The following is a 16,876-nucleotide window of genomic DNA, read 5'->3' as shown; positions in this document are numbered from 1 at the left end:
AGATTCTGCTATTAAAAACTTTAAAAGTATACAAAAAAATATTCACAAGATATTCTCATAGCATCCTTCGTGTCGGAGTTTTATACATTCTCTGCGCGTGTACTTGATCTAGTTCACGATATAAAAAGGTCTCTCGAACCCTCTATCAGGAGAGGGTTTTTTGTGTGTGGCATTCACTTCTAAAACTTTACATCTAAGCCACACTGATTATGCTATAATTAATAATCATTCTCAATTAAAGGTGGTTTTGTAAGTGAAAAAAATGATTTGGCTAGTCAGTCTGCTGGCACTGCTGTTAGTAGCATGCGGGCAGAAAGAGAATAAAGAGCAAGCAGCAAGTACGCGTACATATACAACGGAAACGGGTGAAAAGATCACGATTCCTGCCAAGCCGAAGCGGATTGTTGTGTTAACAGCGCAGCTTGGGAACTTTAAAAAGTTAGGTGTGACACCTGTTGGCATGACAGATGTTTATCCTAAATCATCCTTTTTAGATGAAACAGGTGTGAAGCGGGTGCCGATGGAAAATGTGGAGGCGATTGCAAAGCTGAAGCCTGATTTAATCATTGCTTATTCACAAAACAAACAGATTGAAAAGTATAAAAAGATTGCCAAAACGATCACGTTTACGACAAGTGAACATAGCTTCAAAGAGATGCATATTGAAATTGGAAAGATTCTTGGAAAAGAAGCGTTAGCGAAAAAACAAATACAAGAAATGGACGAGAAGCTGAAGAAAGACGGAGAAGAAGTGAAAGCGAAAATTGGTGATGACAAGACATTCTCCATTATGGATGTCCAGCCAAAGCAAGTGTACTTATTTGGTACGGACTTTGGCCGCGGCGGGGAAGTCATCTATCAAGGCTATGGATTCAGCTTACCTGAAAAGGCAGAAAAGGCACTTCCAAAGGAAGGCTATCTTGGAATTTCATTAGAAGAGATGAATGAGTATACAGGAGACTATTTACTTGTACCAACAAAGGATGGAAAAGAGCCAAATCTTGATATTACGAACAGCGCTGTATGGAAGAAAAATCAAGCGGTGAAGCAAGGGCATGTCCTGTACTATTCAATCAAGGAATTTATCTATGCAGATCCGATCTCCATTGAAAAACAGTCTGATGCATTTAAAAAAATGCTGCTCAAATCATAATGTGAAAAAGACAAAGTGCTTATTAGGAGACTTTGTCTTTTTTTCTGCCACTTTATGATGAAATACTGGACATAAGACTCATTTCTTCCCTTTTCAGGCGTATTTGTTGAGCCGGCTTGCTGTATATGATTAACATGGAAGGGAATTGACAATGAGGAGGGATTTCTTGTGGCGAAGATTTTATTGATTACGTTTCCAGCTGAAGGACATGTGAACCCTATGTTAGGAATGATCAAAACATGGGCGGATCGAGGCGATGAAGTGCATGCGGTTACAACTGTACATTATCAGGAACGAATCAAACGCTTAGGCGCTCACGTACATATACATCCAGACTATATTCGGACATTACATGTGGAAGAAGGAGATTTAGATTCCATGCAGCCGTTCTTTCATGCCATGCTGCAAACATCATATGATATTTTAGAGGTAGTGGAAACACTTTCCGATAAGCATTCATTTGATTTGGTCTACTACGATATGTTTGGGGCAGGAGAGCTTGTTCGAGATTACTTGCGCATTCCGAGCATTGGATCCAACCCATCTTTTGTGCTGCAAGAGGCGCATTTTGATACACCGCTATACAGGAAGGATGAGAAAGCTGAGCATCTGTTAGAAAAAATACAAGAGCGTTTTGGCGTTCAGCCAACGCGTTTGATGCAATTTATGAAAAACCGTGGAGAACTGAATATCGTCTATACAAGTGAATATTTCCAGCCTTCTGTTGATTCATTAAACGATTCGTTTGTCTTCATTGGACCGAGCTTTCTAAAAAGAGCCGACCAGCATGATTTCCCGCTGGAAGCACTTGAGCAAGAAAAAGTCGTTTTTATTTCCATGGGCACCGTTCTTGGGGATACAGAAGCATTTTTTAATATGTGTATAGATGCCTTCGCAGACTTTGACGGAAAAGTAATTATCGCAACAGGTGAAAAAGTAGATCGTTCTCTCTTAAAAGAGGCGCCTGCTCATTTTCTGATCGAGCCTTATGTGCCGCAGCTTGAAGTGCTCGAACTGACAGATGTGTTTATAACGCACGGCGGGATGAATAGTGTCAATGAAGGTATTCATTACCACGTTCCGATGGTCGTCATTCCAGTCGACAAAGATCAGCCGATGGTGGCACAAAGACTGACTGAATTATCTGCTGCCTGCGCACTTGATAAAGATCAGCTGACAGCAGAGCAGCTAAGAGAGACCGTTGAGACGGTTTTAGGCAGTGATACGTACCGGGCGGGGATTGAGAAAATTGAAGAAAGCTTCCAAGCAGCAGGTGGAACAGAAAAAGCATTAAGGGTGATCGATCAATTCATACAAGCGAAACAGACTCAATCATGAGTCTGTTTTTTTATGAAAAGACGTTGTATTTCCCATTTCTGTATGCTAATATTCAATTCGTAATCATTTCGATTAATAATCGTAATGATTACGATAATGTTGAATTGGAGGAAGTACATATGAGTGATCAACCTGTTTACATAAAGAAGAAATATGAGAAAAAGCATCCCTATGTGATATACACCTTTATGCTGTTTTCAGTGATGGCTTGTTTTTTATTGGCCTCATGCTCTGGAAACAAAGCATCTTCCAGCATGAATGATAGAAAAGAAGACGAGCTCGTGTATGCAAGTACAAAAGATATCAGGGACATCAATCCCCATCTATACGGCGGAGAGATGGCTGCTCAAAATATGGTGTTTGAATCGCTTGTCGTCAATACAGAGAAGGGCGTTCAGCCTGCCTTAGCGAAAAGCTGGGACATTTCAAAAGATGGAAAAACCTACACCTTTCATCTTCGAAAAGGTGTGACTTTTTCAGATGGTGAGCCTTTTAATGCAAAGGCAGTGAAATGGAACATTGATGCTGTCGTCAAAAATATTGAAAAGAACGCTTGGCTTAATCTCGTATCCGAAATCAAATCCACAAAGGCGTTAGATGACGATACATTTGTTCTCACGTTGAAAGAGCCTTATTATCCTACGTTAGAAGAGCTGGGCTTAACACGCCCCTTCCGTTTTATTTCTCCAAAAAGCTTCATTGATGGAACGACTGCAAAAGGAGTCAAAAGCTATGCAGGTACAGGTCCTTATGTTCTAAAGGAACATAAGAAAAATCAATATGCCGTTTTTGAAATGAATGACCACTATTGGGGGAAAAAGCCGAAAATTTCAACCGTGAAATGGAAAGTCATGCCGGACCACCAGACCATCTTACTTGCGCTCCAAAAAGGAGAGATAGATCTTTTATTTGGAGCAGATGGTGACATGATCGATGGAGACTCATTCCAGGCTTTAAAAGAAGCAGGTCAATATGGTGTAACCGTGAGTCCTCCTGTTGGTTCAAGATCGATAGTCATTAATTCAAACCAGCCAATCACAAAAGATCCGAAAGTAAGAGAAGCGTTTCAATACGCCATTCAAAAGGACATGATCACAGAAGGCATTTTAAATGGAACGGAAAAGGTGGCACACACATTGCTTGCTCCTTCTGTCCCTTACGCAAATATTCCATTGAAAAAGAAAACTTATCAAAAGAAGAAAGCAGAGGCAATATTGGATGAGGCAGGCTGGAAGATGAAAGAAGATGGCTATCGCTATCAAAATGGCAAACTGCTGAGTGTGGCTATTTATTATAATTCCGATAATGCGGGTGAAAGAACGATCAGCGAATCAATTCAACAAGATTTCAAGCAGGTGGGGATCAAGCTGGATATTAGAGGTGAAGAAAAACAAGCATTTTTAGATCGCCAAAAAACAGGAAAGTTCGATCTGATGTACTCGCTGTCTTGGGGACTCCCATATGATCCACAAACTTATGTCTCTTCATTCCGTGTAGCATCCCATGCTGATTATCAAGCCCAATTAGGACTGAAAAAGAAAAAGTGGCTGGACGAGACGATTACGGAAGTATTAGTAGAACCAGATGAGCAAAAGCGGAAACAAATGTATCAAGAAATATTGACGTATATCCATGATGAAAATGTCTACATCCCAATCTCTTATTCTGTGACAAAGGCCGTTTATAATAAGCGCCTGAAAGGCGTAGGTTTTCATGTGTCTCAATATGAAATCCCATTTGACCGTATGTATTTTGCGTCATAAAACGGAGGTAGAGACATGACTCGCTATCTCTTAAAACGAATACTGATGCTTTTTCCGCTTATGATCTTCATCACCTTCTTTGCTTTTGTCCTGCTGACGATGCGGGCAAGTGATCCAGCAGAGGTCGCTTTGCGGGTGAATCAAGTCACTCCAACAGAAGAAATGATTGAATCGATGCGTCAGGAGTTAGGCTTAGACCAGCCGTTTTTCATCCGCTATGCCACATGGCTTAAAGATGGATTAACAGGTGATTTTGGCAAGAGCTATGTTACACAGGAGCCGGTTTTTAATCTTATCATGGAGGCGCTGCCTGCTACATTGCAGCTTGCAGGAGCAGCGCTCTTTTTGATCATATTGCTCAGTTTGTTGTTCGGGGTGATTTGTGCATATGCTGCTCATTCCTGGGTGGACCGGATATTGAGAGCCTTTGTGTTTATCGCCGCTTCAATGCCTAGTTTTTGGCTGGGGATTTTGTTGATTTGGCTTTTTTCTGTCAAATTCAATTGGGTTAATACGAGTGGAATGGAAGGGTTCAAATCGATTCTTCTTCCAGCTGTCACATTATCATTAGGCTACTTATCGACCTATGTGAGACTAATACGTAATCAAATTCTAAAATTTCAGCACGAGCCCTTTGTTTTTTACGCAAGAGCACGTGGTTTAAAGGAACGAACCGTTCAACTGAAAGTCATGAGGCATGCCTTGCAATTAGCGGTGACAGCACTTGGCATGTCTATTCCAAAGCTCATTGCGGGAACTGTTATTATTGAGAACCTTTTTGCTTGGCCAGGGGTTGGCCGGTTGTGTGTAACAGCTATTTTCCATGCTGATTTCCCTATTATTCAAGCCTATTTGTTTGTGATGGGGTTCCTGTTTGTTATGTGCAATCTCATCGCTGATGTGATCCAAATGACCATGAATCCGCAGTTGCGAAAGGAGGTCTGACAACGATGATAGGGTGGCATCAATTAAGAAAAGACCGTATGGCGATTCTTTCAATCTGGCTGTTAGCACTTGTCGCATTAGCTGGACTGTTTGCACCAGTGTTAGCACCACATGACCCAACAAATACGAACATTCTTCAAAAATATGCCGGTATCAGTCTTACTTATCCATTAGGAACGGATCATCTAGGGAGATGTGTATTGTCTCGGCTTTTATATGGCATTCGGACAACAATGCTTGCGGCCATGCTGACGATGTGTATCACGATGCTCATTGGCAGTGTACTTGGACTCATGGCAGGATTCTTTCGAGGAAAGGTGGATGGGGTTTTGATGAGGCTGTGTGATGTCATGCTTTCCTTTCCAGCAGAGGTGATGATCCTTGCGGTTGTGGGAATCCTCGGACCTGGACTATTCAATATTATTTTGGCGAATGTCCTAGCGAAATGGGCCTGGTATACAAGAATGATTCGTTCATCTGTCCTTCAATATGCGAATGAACCTTCTGTTCAGTTTGCGAAGGTGTCTGGCGGCACACCCTTTTACATATTGAGGAGACATCTAATTCCTCGTATCTCAGGAGAAATTGCTGTTTTTGCGACACTTGATGCGGGCTGGGTAATCTTAAATATATCAGCACTGTCTTTTCTTGGGTTAGGTGTGAGTGCACCTACACCAGAGTGGGGTATGATGCTCAACGAGGCGAAGAATGTTATGGTGACACATCCTGCCCATATGCTTGCGCCTGGACTTGCCATCTTGTTTGTGGTCATGGCGTTGAACTTTTTAGGAGACAGCCTTCAGCATGCCGCGAATCCTGCCATGCATCATACAAGAAAGAAAGGGGTGAGGCCATTTGCCTTTAATCGACGTAAAAAATCTGTCCGTACATGATCCACAGCAGCAAAGGAATATAGTGACGAATATCACATTTTCTTTACACCAACAACGCTGTTTAGCCGTCATTGGAGAAAGTGGCAGTGGAAAATCAACTCTCGCAAAAGCGTTAATTGACCTTGTCGCCCCTTCGCTAGAAGTGGAAGGAACGATCATTTTTGACGGCAAAACATTGACAAATCAAGAAGCGCATCAATGGCGGGGGAAACAAATAGGTTTCATCTCACAAGATGCTATGAATGCATTCAATCCCATCGAAACGATTGGTCATCAAATAATGGAAACATTTCAGCAGCATTTGGGCTTACGCGGGAAAGAAGCAAAAGCACATGCTATGGCTGGGCTTGCACGTGTCCATTTAAAAAATCCATATGATTTGATGAAAAAATATCCGTATGAACTGTCTGGAGGAATGCTTCAGCGTGTGATGATCGGCATCACGATGATGATTTCTCCTAACGTGATCATTGCAGATGAGCCAACTGCATCGCTTGATGCCTTTAATCGGCGTGAAGTCATCAGACAATTACACAGGCTAAAGGAAGAAACCGGTGTTACCTTGATCGTCATAACGCATGATTTAGGCGTCGTTCAGGCAATCGCCGATGAGTTGATGGTCATGCACCAAGGAGTGATGCTTGAGCATGGGTCAGCCAAGGAAGTGTTCACATCACCCGAGCATCCCCAAACAAAGCATTTACTGGAGACGAGGCTTCGATTATCTGCTCCTATTAAAGCACTGCGGCAGCAGAAGAGAGCGGAGGCGTTTCCATGTTGATCACAGCTATAAATCTAGTCAAACACGGTGAGAAGAAAGGTCTTTTTTCACATCAAAAGAAACCAAAAGACCGCATATCAAACGTTTCGTTTCAAATTGAAAAAGGACAATGTGCCGGATTAGTCGGTGAGAGCGGCAGTGGCAAAAGTACATTGGCACGTATCCTGCTCGGTTTAGAAAAAATAGATGGAGGCGAGGTACAGATTGATGGCATGCCAGCTGACAAGTGGCGGAGAGTGAATCGGGGGAAAATGAGTGTTGTTTTTCAGGATTATCTATCTTCTGTTCATCCCTCCTTTACGGTGAAAGAGATCGTAGCAGAACCGATGCGTTTGTTAAAGCAAAATCAGAATCTGGATCAGAAAGTTTTGTCATTACTTCAGCAAGTCAGGCTGCCCTCGTCTGTACTGAATCAATATGCTCATCAGCTAAGCGGCGGTCAGCTTCAGCGAGTGTGCATCGCACGAGCTATATCAACGCACCCATCCATTCTCATACTAGATGAAGTCCTGAGTTCACTGGATGTTTCTGTTCAAGTACAAATATTGGAGTTGCTTGAGACATTAAAACAAGAGCTAGACATGACGATCCTTCTCATTACCCATGATGTAGAAGCAGCGGTGTATCTATGTGACCGTCTTCTATTTTTACATGAAGGAAGCCTAGTGGAGGAATGCAAAAAGGACGAATTGTTTGAAGTGTCCCATCCATTTACACTCCAGTTAATCGACTCACTTATGCCTTTTCAGCTTGACAAAAAATAACCAATCTTTTATCGTATACGTAACAAACGACGGAAGGGTGACCCAATGCAATGAAGTACTAATCCTATGACCTGTAAGCAAAATGAACGAACGAAGGCAGTGAGCAAACGATCGGTTTGCCATGTTTGCTGCGTTTTCATTTTTTAGCTTCGGAATAGGATGGTACAGCTTGGGAATCAAAGAATGAGGTGATTGATACGTGGGATGTGTGTGTTCAAATTGGAACGGCACACCATACTGGATCAATCCGCTTATTTTTGTACACCATTTTGCCTCCTATTCTGAGAATGGGAGGCTTTTTCATGTCTCCTGATACGAAAGGAGAGGATTGGATGTTATTAAAAGCCAATCAGTTAAAGGCATTTCGAAAAGATCGCTTGTTATTTGATATTGAGGAACTAGCCATCCATCAAGATGATCGCATTGGTCTTGTAGGGACAAATGGCAGCGGCAAAACGACTTTATTACATGTGCTGGCGGGGCAGGAAACACCAGACAGCGGCACGGTGGCCGCCACTGCGACTTGTACCCTGCTTCCACAATTGAAACAAGGAGATGGCAGACAGAGTGGCGGTGAAATGACCCAGACTTATATTGAAAGAGCATTAAGCCGGCCGTCAGCCCTTTTATTAGCAGATGAACCGACAACTCATTTGGATACAGAGCATATTGAGTGGCTGGAAGATAAGCTGCGTCATTATCAAGGAGCTCTCATTGTTGTTTCACATGATCGTGCTTTTTTAGATGCAATATGTACGGAGATTTGGGAGCTGGATCATGGGAAGCTTCATCATTACAAAGGCAACTACACACATTTTGCACAGCAAAAAGAGCTGGCACATCGTCAGCAGGTGGAAGCGTACGAAGCTTATACACAAAAGAAAAAACAATTAGAGCATGCACTGGAAAAGAAAAAGAAAAAGGCGGACAAAGCGACAAAGCCATCCCAAAAGGTGAAATCCTCAGGACCTAAAATTGCAAAGCCCTACTATGCAAATAAGCAAAAAAAGCTGCAAAAAACAGCCAAATCCATTGAAACCAGGATGGAGAAATTAGAAAAGGTTGAGAAAGTAAAGGACATTCAGCCGATCCAAATGACTCAGCATACGATGAAGGAAGTAGCTAGCCGTACCATTTTGCGAGTGGAAAATGTAGATGGCAAGGCGGGCGATAAAGTGCTTTGGAAGCAGGCGAATGTGGAAGTGAGGGGCGGAGACAAGGTTGCCATTATCGGAAACAACGGGAGCGGCAAAACGACATTTCTCCGTATGTTAGTGAATGGACATCCCGGAGTTACTCGCTCAGAGGCTGTCAAGCTAGCGTACTTCCGTCAGGATCTTTCAGGATTGAAGGTAGATGAATCGATTTTACAAAATGCGCTGAAAGAGGCGGTTCAAGAAGAGACAGTGGTTCGAACGGTTTTGGCGAGACTAGGATTTAGAGGGGATGATGTGCATAAGCCTGTTGGCGTATTAAGCGGGGGAGAACGGGTGAAAACGATGCTTGCGTCCTTACTTGTCAGTGATGCCAATGTTCTCATGCTGGATGAACCGACGAACTTTTTAGATCTGGCCGCAGTTGAAGCACTTGAAGGTCTCTTGAAAGATTATCCAGGTACCGTTGTGTTTGTTTCCCACGATCGCAGGCTGATTGAGGAGGTTGCCACTCGTATTTTCCATATTCATGAGGAACGTATTGAAGGATTTGACGGCACATATGAAGCATATAAACAAAAGGAAGAAAAACCAGCTGTGACAAATAGAGAAGAGGAGCTTCTGTTAATTGATATGGAGCTGTCTGAAGTGCTCAGCCGTTTAAGTATTGAGCCGTCGCAAGAGCTTGAAGAGAGATTTCAAGCATTATTGAAGCAAAAAAAGTCTTTGGAGTTATAAAACAAAAACCCCTGTTTACTCTACAGGGGTTTGTTCATGTCGTTCTTTTTTTAATTGTTCAAGTTCACTCACTGTGACGAGCTGGTAGCCTTGTTTGGTGAGTTCACGGATGATCTTTACTGCTGCTTGAGCTGAGCTTTCATAAATATCGTGCATTAACACTGTTCTGCCATCTGCTGCATGTGAGAGAACGCGGTTTGTGATCTGCTGGCTGTTGCGGATTTTCCAATCCTCAGGATCAACATCCCACAAAGTGACCTTCATCCCAATCGCCTCATTGATGTCTTGATTTGTACCGCCATATGGCGGTCTAAAGTGCGTAGGTGTATATCCACTTGCTTTCTCAATCAGCTGCTGGGTGTCCTTCACTTGTTTCACGGCTTCTTCTAGAGGCAGTCTTGTTAATAAAGGGTGATTGTAGGAATGGTTTCCGATCTCATTCCCGCCTTTTAGAATGTCGGCAAGCATTCCAGGATAATATTGCACCCTGCTGCCTAAGACGAAAAAGGTGGCATGTCCTTTATTTTTCTTCAGCGCATCTAAAATTTTTGAGGTTGTCGCTGGATTCGGTCCATCATCAAATGTGAGTGCGATGGCTTTTTTATTCGGATCAAGCTTTGATTTTTGCGGAAGCTTGACGGCTTTTCTTTTTGGATTCGGTTCTTTCATTTCATTTTTATTTTTGATTTTATCCATATATTCTGGCTTTAATATGTCCTTCAGCAATGTCTTTTTGATTGCGAGTGTTTGCGGACCAAGATCCTCTGCGGCTACTTGAGATGCAGGGAAATAAAATTCTACATATTTGTCTTTCAAGGCAAACTGACTGAAGTTTTGAGCATCAGGGGCTGTTCCTTTCTGAAGGAGAGGCTGATCCTTAAATAAGGTTTTATCCTTTCGAAGCTCCGTATATGTAATATAGGATAATTTCTTTAAATAATTGGTTTTAGGCAGAAATAGATCTTTTGTGTCAAGAAAGGTTTTTTTCTGAAAATCAAAGTTAATCGTGAGATGATTGGTGGTTCCATTTTGCTGACCAGTATACGTATAGGTCGTAAAGCGAATGGCAGCAGACTGCTTTGCATAATGCACCATTTCATAATCAATATTCAGTTCATAGCGTTTATGTTCATCGATATCCTTTGCTTCGCTGAATGTTTTTTTGAAATGCTCTAATGCTGAATTGGCATAGCTTTGAATCTTGTCATCTAGCTCTTTTTGATGAAAAAGAGGATAGTTGACTGCATATCTCATAAATTTCCCGTCATTTACGAGAGTGACAATTTCCACGTTTTTATAGTTCGTATCTTGCTTTACATTTTTCTTTTCTGTACCGCTTGCTTGTTGATTTTGAAAGAAAGCAACTGCTCCAATGACGACTGCAAGCGCAAATAGGACGATACTCCATTTTCCCTTTACTGACACAACTTTCAAATCTCCTCTCATGACGGGTCATTCTTTATTATTTTGACATCTGTTTGTAATATTTTTATAATATTTGACTCACTTTTGTAATTTTAGAGGATGTGCATGCGAAATGTCAACTATTTTCCTATTAAAATATAAGAAAAAATGATAGATTGTTCCAAGCGAAAAATAGAACCTCTCATCTCGCTGCTCCGCACATACCTTCATTAATTAAAAAATAGGGTGTACATTGATTTTTTAGAGGCTGGCGGCTATAATTTTGTTGATTATGATTCTCATTTTCAAACTGACTTTTAATGAAGAAAAGGATGACACCGATTTTGCAGGATAAGCGAAAACCTCAACAAAAGCGATCATCACATATTCTGTTCTTTTTAATATTTTTTCTCGCCGTTATTGGTTTAGCGGCTGCCATGTTTTTTGCTGTGTCATACGGTGCAAAAACATTGTCTCTGCAAACGGTTTGGACAGCTGTATTTGACTATCAGTCAAATGTCACAGAGCAGCAGATCATCCATGAATTAAGACTTCCTCGTGTTTTAGGGGCAGCTCTAGTGGGAGCGGCGTTTGCTGTAGCGGGTGCTCTTATGCAGGGCATCACAAGAAATCCTCTGGCAGATGCGGGGATTTTAGGTATTAATGGCGGTGCGATGTTTGTGGTCGCTCTCTGTTTTGCTTTTTTCCCAGGAATGCCTTATTCGGCACTGATGTTTTTTTCCTTTATTGGTGCTGTGCTCAGTACGCTGCTGATCTTTGCGATTGGGGCGGCTGGCGGCGTATTGACACCGCTGCGTCTCACTGTAGCAGGAGCGGTTGTCGCCGCATTGCTTCATGCGCTCAGCTCTGGGATTGCGATTTATTTTGACCTGAGTCAGGATTTGGCTTTTTGGTATGCAGGCGGGGTAGCTGGTGTGAAATGGCCGCAGCTGACGATTCTCGCCCCGGTTATTCTGATTGTGATCGTATGGGCAATGCTATTAGGCCGGTCACTTTCCTTACTATCGCTCGGTGAAGATACAGCGGCGAATTTAGGGGTGAAAACCCGGCAAGTGCGAATACTAGGCATGACCGCTGCTGTGTTATTAGCAGGGGTTTCTGTATCAGCAGTCGGGTCGATTGGGTTTGTCGGTCTTGTCATCCCGCATATTGCACGAAAGCTTGTTGGTGTAGACTATCGTTTCGTTATTCCGATGTCAGCGATATTAGGCGCAGTGCTGCTTGTCTTTGCAGACCTTGCCAGCCGTACAGTCAATCCGCCAAGAGAGCTTGCCATTGGCGTGATGGTGGCACTTGTTGGTGTTCCTTTCTTCTTATACATTGCCAGAAAAGAAGGGAGGAACCTGTCATGAGAGAGAAACAGCGTGCTCTTGCCGTGACAGTCGTTTTGCTTTGCCTGAGTGCGGCTGTTGTGCTGTATAGTTTAAATACCGGTACGCTGAAACTAAGCCCTGTCATGGTCGTCAAGACACTATTTGGCTTTGGAGATTTCCAAAGTGAAACGGTGCTGTTTGACTATCGTCTGCCTCGAATCGTGGTGACGATGTTAGCTGGTATTGGTCTTGGCATTGCTGGCGGCATTTTGCAAAGCTTATCCCGTAACCCGCTGGCCGATCCTGGAATCATTGGACTGAATGCAGGGGCAGCATTTGGCTTAATTGTGTTTGTGACATATTTTCATGCACTTGAAGGCAATCCGTCTCTTCTTATTCCGCTCTTTACGTTTGGCGGCGGACTGCTTGCGGCAGCGGTTATTGTGCTTCTTGCATATGACCGGCATGAGGGGCTTGTTCCTATCCGTCTGATTTTAGTTGGCATTGCGGTTGCTGCGGGTTTTAGTGCACTCACCTTATATTTGTCATTGAAGCTTGATGAAGATACATACACGTTTGCTTCAAGATGGCTTGTGGGCAATGTATGGGGGAGAGACTGGATTCATGTGCTGGCGCTTCTGCCTTGGATTGTATGCCTTGTGCCGCTCACGCTGATGCAGTCAAACACGCTCAATGCATTGACATTAGGAGATGCTGTCGCCTCAAGTGTAGGTGTTCGTGTTCAGCGTAAACGTCTTCTCCTCTTGACCTTAGCGGTAGGCCTCGCGAGTGCCAGTGTTTCGATGACAGGCGGTATTGGCTTTATAGGCCTCGTGGCCCCGCATTTGGCTAGACGGCTGGTCGGGTCACTGCATCAGTATTTTTTACCAGTTAGTGCGCTGCTTGGCTTGTTGATTTTGGTCAGTGCCGATACAATCGGGCGATCTATCTTTGCTCCAAATGCCATACCAGCGGGTGTGGTCGTGGCCTTTATCGGTGCCCCGTATTTTCTCTATTTATTAACTAAAACGAAATAAACATGAAAGAGGAACTCATCATGAAAAAACTACTAGTGTTTGGATTAACGCTCTGTTTCTTGCTGCTTGCCGCTTGCGGACAACAGGAAACAAAGAATACAACAAATGAAAAGACCAATGGAACACCAAAGATTGCTTCCTTGTCCATTCATTTAACGAATGACTTGTTAGCACTCGGTATCAAACCAGCGGGCTCTGTTGTAGGAGGAGACTTAAAAGATTTCCTTCCACATGCGAAAAAGCAGCTGAGTCAGACGAAGAAGCTCGGCATTGCAGCTGATCCAGATATGGAATCACTGCTTGCGTTACAACCAGATGTTATTTATGTTGATGAAGAATTAGCCGGACAAGACTTATCGAAATATAAGAAGATCGCCAAAACAGAAGTGTTTAATTTAAATGATGGCACATGGCGGGATCATTTGAAAAAAATCGCCAAACACGTCAATAAAGAAAAAGAAGCGGACCAATATATAAAGAATTACAATCAAGAAGCAAAAGAAGTCAAATCGCTCATCAAGAAAAAGATTGGAAACGGAAAAGTCATGGCGATCCGTGTGACAGCAAAGGAGCTTCGCGTATTTAGCATGAAGCGCCCAATGGGTCCTATTTTATACGATGATTTAGGCCTGACACCTGTCGATGGTGTGAAAAAGCTGGACAGCAAGCGCCCATTTGAAGTGATTTCTCAAGAGGTTCTTCCTGACTATGATGCTGATGCGATCTTTGTTGTCGTCAACCGTGATGATAAAGCGCAGCAGGCATTCAAGCAATTAGAAAAGACTCCGATTTGGAAGGGTCTAAAAGCAGTGAAGAAAAACCAAGTCTATCCGATTGCCGATCAGCCTTGGCTCGATTACTCAGCTCTAGGCAATAAAATGGCATTGGATGAAGCAAAAGAGATGTTTTCTAAATAAATAGCAAATGAAATCAGGCATCATTCCGCATATAGGAATGATGTCTCTTTTTTTGATTCGTTCTTCTATTCATTTGGCTGCTGCATACATATGAGAGAGAACGAGCAATACCGCCCGTAAGAAGAGGAAAGGGAGGGGTTACAGTTGGAGGTTCAAAAAATTAGTGCAGGTACCATTGCAAGGCTTGTGCTGCTTTTACTGGCGCTTATTAACAGTGCGTTAACTGCTGCAGGAAAAAGCCCAATTCCTATTGATGAAGAAGGCGTTCAGCAATTCATCACGCTGGCCTTTCTTGGGATTACATCACTATGGGCCTATTGGAAAAACAATGATATAACGAAAAAAGCACGAACAAAAAAAGAAGAATAAGAGAAAAAAGAGCCTTTCATGAATCAAAGGCTCTTTTTCATCGAAGCGTCAAACGCCTCTCCCCGCAATCATTCTTCCTGAAAGGCTTACGCCCGGCGTTCTCCCATGTTGTTGAGGAAAGCTTTTACTTCCTCAATGCTTAAGCCAATTGCCTTCGCTTCACTCATTAGACGTTTCCACTCTGTGATATTTGAGTCAGTCAGCTTTCTATGGGTGACATGTATCGACTTTTCTTCCTGCTCCTTTCGGTACATTTGGAGCAGCTGATAGAGCTCTTCTTTAGGCATGCCGGCTTGGACGGCATTGACGATATGCTCCCGCCATTCGTGTTCATCACCCTCAGTGTAATGAAACATCATCGTCTCTGCATCAAACAGCTCTTGTAAATCAATCTCTAATGAAGAGGATACCTTTTTTAAGAACTGGACAGATGGATTCCTGTGGACACCACGCTCAATTTTGCTCAAATATGACTTAGAGACATGAGCATCCTCAGCCAGCTGCTGAATCGAGTATCCTTTTCTCTTTCGGTAAATGCGTATCACCTTGCCTATCATTCGATCAATGATCTCCCTTCTCCCCGGCGAATAGTTCTGCGACCTTTTCGTTCATTATAAGAAATAAATTGTTCTTTATAAAATTCAAAAACGTAAGAATCAGGAAGTAAACAAAAGAAAACGAACGATTTCGTTCTTTAAAAAGAACTATAAGACCTATTATGACATTTTTCTTTGCGGGTATTATCTTTTATAATCCAATCATTAACAAAAAGAAACCATATATAACCTTTTTATGATGAAATCGGGAGGTATCTATGAATGAGAATATAGGTTTTAAGCAGCTGTTTTCTGTCATTAAAGAGAAAATGGCCCTTCTGATCCTGATTGTCCTGATCGTAACGGGCATTTCAGCCTATTATCAGTTCTATGTCTCGACTCCTGTATATCAGGCAACCACTCAAATTCTTGTTCATAAACGCAGCAATGACGCACAAGCAGATTTAAACGATATTCAGATGAACCTTCAATATACACGTACCTTTCAAGTTTTATTAAAAAGCCCAATTGTCATTGAAAAAGTAAAAGAAACACTCCATCTCACAGAATCAGCAGAAGGACTAAAACACAAAATTGCCACAAGTACAGAAAATGAGTCTGAGGTCATCAATATTTCTGTACAAGATGAGGATCGCGCGAAGGCAGTCGCCATTGCGAATACTGCAACAGAGGTGCTGCAAGAAGAAATCAAAAAAACAATGAATATGGATCGCATTAATGTTTTGTCTGAAGCCAAGCTGTCCAACACGATTCTGATGAATTCGAGAAAATTCGTTCATATCGTTCTGGCACTAGGCGCCTCTTTATTAGGGGGAATGACACTCATTTTCTTAATGAATTTACTCGATGATACTGTAAAACGAACACATCAAATAAGAGAAGAGATCGGATTGCCGTCCCTTGGCAGTGTCTATCAGATGCAGGCAGACAGGAGGGCCAAAAAAGACAAGCAGTCCGTCATAACGGGAGGACAGAACATTGATCTTTAAGAGGAAGAAGAGAGAAAAGAGAGATTTATCCTGTATTTCTGTATTAAATCCTCACTCTGTCATTGCGGAACAATTCCGTACGATCCGAACAAACATCGAATTCACATCGATCCAAACAAGGCTGAAATCGATATTAGTGACCTCCTCCTTGCCGAAGGAAGGGAAATCATTTACGGCTGCAAACTTAGCAGCTGTTTTTGCACAGCAGAACAAGCGGGTGCTGCTCATGGACGCTGATTTGCGAAAGCCGGCCGTTCATGAATATTTTGACCTGAGTCATCACACCGGTTTGACAAATGTGCTATTAAATAATTGCAGCTTGGAAGAAGCTATTTTACCTACACCGATTGAGCATTTAGAGCTGCTTCCGAGCGGAACCATTCCGCCGAATCCAGCAGAGCTGCTCTCCTCTTCTGTGATGAAGCAGCTATTTTATGAGATTGAACAGCAATATGACATGGTGATTGTTGATTCCACGCCGCTTCTGCCAGTTGCAGATGCAAAGATCTTGGCGAACCGGACGGATGGGAGCATTCTCGTTGTCTTAAGCGGCAAAACAAAGATTGCTGCTGTGAAGAAATCAAAAGAAGTATTAGAGGGAACAACAAGTAAACTGCTTGGAGCTATGCTAAATGGCAAGAAAGAGAAAAAGGGCAGACTGTACATGTATTAAAAAGATTGATAGGTGATGTCTCCTAATCTTTAACAATGGAGGCACTCGATCCTGCTGTGGGCACAAC

General features: G+C 42.6%; 16 protein-coding genes. 14 read left to right on the top strand and 2 right to left on the bottom strand.

The window, feature by feature from the left end; translation table 11 throughout:
• Nucleotides 1-262: 262 nt before the first annotated feature.
• The 8 genes from QR42_RS15610 (at nt 263) to abc-f (ending at nt 9,529) form a co-directional block, all read left to right on the top strand.
• The gene (locus QR42_RS15610) at nt 263-1,153 is read left to right on the top strand and encodes an ABC transporter substrate-binding protein (RefSeq protein ID WP_039183327.1); all 891 of its coding nucleotides are present in this window, start codon (nt 263-265) and stop codon (nt 1,151-1,153) included.
• 168 nt (nt 1,154-1,321) lie between these two features.
• The gene (locus tag QR42_RS15605; RefSeq protein ID WP_039181612.1) at nt 1,322-2,491 is read left to right on the top strand and encodes a macrolide family glycosyltransferase; all 1,170 of its coding nucleotides are present in this window, start codon (nt 1,322-1,324) and stop codon (nt 2,489-2,491) included.
• 119 nt (nt 2,492-2,610) lie between these two features.
• Nucleotides 2,611-4,254, top strand: a complete 1,644-nt coding sequence (gene nikA, locus QR42_RS15600) for a nickel ABC transporter substrate-binding protein (RefSeq protein ID WP_039181609.1) — start codon at nt 2,611-2,613, stop codon at nt 4,252-4,254.
• Nucleotides 4,255-4,269: 15 nt separating this feature from the next.
• Nucleotides 4,270-5,199 (top strand): nickel/cobalt ABC transporter permease, encoded by a 930-nt coding sequence (gene opp1B / locus QR42_RS15595; RefSeq protein WP_039181606.1) that lies wholly within the window; start codon nt 4,270-4,272, stop codon nt 5,197-5,199.
• 5 nt (nt 5,200-5,204) lie between these two features.
• Entirely contained in the window at nt 5,205-6,092 is an 888-nt protein-coding gene (gene opp1C, locus QR42_RS15590) for a nickel/cobalt ABC transporter permease (RefSeq protein WP_039181605.1), read from the top strand.
• Nucleotides 6,055-6,873, top strand: coding sequence for an ABC transporter ATP-binding protein (locus QR42_RS15585; RefSeq protein ID WP_039181602.1), 819 nt, complete (start codon nt 6,055-6,057; stop codon nt 6,871-6,873). The genes opp1C and QR42_RS15585 overlap by 38 nt, the downstream gene beginning before the upstream one ends.
• Entirely contained in the window at nt 6,867-7,637 is a 771-nt protein-coding gene (locus tag QR42_RS15580; RefSeq protein ID WP_039181599.1) for an ABC transporter ATP-binding protein, read from the top strand. The genes QR42_RS15585 and QR42_RS15580 overlap by 7 nt, the downstream gene beginning before the upstream one ends.
• A gap of 332 nt (nt 7,638-7,969) precedes the next feature.
• Nucleotides 7,970-9,529, top strand: a complete 1,560-nt coding sequence (gene abc-f, locus QR42_RS15575; RefSeq protein WP_200885532.1) for a ribosomal protection-like ABC-F family protein — start codon at nt 7,970-7,972, stop codon at nt 9,527-9,529.
• A 15-nt stretch (nt 9,530-9,544) separates the two neighbouring features.
• On the opposite strand, the gene QR42_RS15570 is transcribed toward abc-f, so the two are convergent.
• Nucleotides 9,545-10,954 carry a polysaccharide deacetylase family protein gene (locus QR42_RS15570; RefSeq protein WP_039181592.1) on the bottom strand — a complete coding sequence of 470 codons (1,410 nt, stop codon included), beginning with the start codon at nt 10,952-10,954 and terminating at the stop codon, nt 9,545-9,547.
• Nucleotides 10,955-11,277: 323 nt separating this feature from the next.
• Here QR42_RS15570 and QR42_RS15565 point away from each other — a divergent pair, with 323 nt between their 5' ends.
• The 4 genes from QR42_RS15565 to QR42_RS15550 all read left to right on the top strand — a co-directional run bounded on the left by QR42_RS15565 (nt 11,278) and on the right by QR42_RS15550 (nt 14,590).
• Nucleotides 11,278-12,306, top strand: a complete 1,029-nt coding sequence (locus tag QR42_RS15565; protein ID WP_200885520.1) for a FecCD family ABC transporter permease — start codon at nt 11,278-11,280, stop codon at nt 12,304-12,306.
• On the top strand, nt 12,303-13,304 hold the full coding sequence (locus QR42_RS15560) for a FecCD family ABC transporter permease (RefSeq protein WP_039181585.1): 1,002 nt from the start codon (nt 12,303-12,305) through the stop codon (nt 13,302-13,304). Before QR42_RS15565 ends, QR42_RS15560 begins: the two co-directional genes overlap by 4 nt.
• 17 nt (nt 13,305-13,321) lie before the next feature.
• Complete coding sequence (locus QR42_RS15555) at nt 13,322-14,221, top strand: iron-hydroxamate ABC transporter substrate-binding protein (protein WP_039183325.1); 900 nt, start codon at nt 13,322-13,324, stop codon at nt 14,219-14,221.
• Nucleotides 14,222-14,365: 144 nt separating this feature from the next.
• On the top strand, nt 14,366-14,590 hold the full coding sequence (locus QR42_RS15550; RefSeq protein WP_039181582.1) for a phage holin: 225 nt from the start codon (nt 14,366-14,368) through the stop codon (nt 14,588-14,590).
• A gap of 86 nt (nt 14,591-14,676) precedes the next feature.
• On the opposite strand, the gene slrR is transcribed toward QR42_RS15550, so the two are convergent.
• On the bottom strand, nt 14,677-15,147 hold the full coding sequence (slrR, locus tag QR42_RS15545) for an HTH-type transcriptional regulator SlrR (RefSeq protein ID WP_039181579.1): 471 nt from the start codon (nt 15,145-15,147) through the stop codon (nt 14,677-14,679).
• Between the two features lie 257 nt (nt 15,148-15,404).
• On the opposite strand from slrR, the gene QR42_RS15540 reads away from it, so the two are divergent.
• Both QR42_RS15540 and QR42_RS15535 read left to right on the top strand, forming a co-directional pair.
• Nucleotides 15,405-16,136, top strand: coding sequence for a YveK family protein (locus tag QR42_RS15540; protein ID WP_024423528.1), 732 nt, complete (start codon nt 15,405-15,407; stop codon nt 16,134-16,136).
• Entirely contained in the window at nt 16,126-16,809 is a 684-nt protein-coding gene (locus QR42_RS15535; protein ID WP_024423527.1) for a CpsD/CapB family tyrosine-protein kinase, read from the top strand. Before QR42_RS15540 ends, QR42_RS15535 begins: the two co-directional genes overlap by 11 nt.
• The last annotated feature ends 67 nt before the right edge of the window (nt 16,810-16,876 follow it).

This window comes from Bacillus sp. WP8 (assembly GCF_000800825.1).
Classification (GTDB): domain Bacteria; phylum Bacillota; class Bacilli; order Bacillales; family Bacillaceae; genus Bacillus; species Bacillus safensis.
Note: the sequence above shows the minus strand (reverse complement) of the source record. Positions and strands in the feature narration are given on the sequence as shown.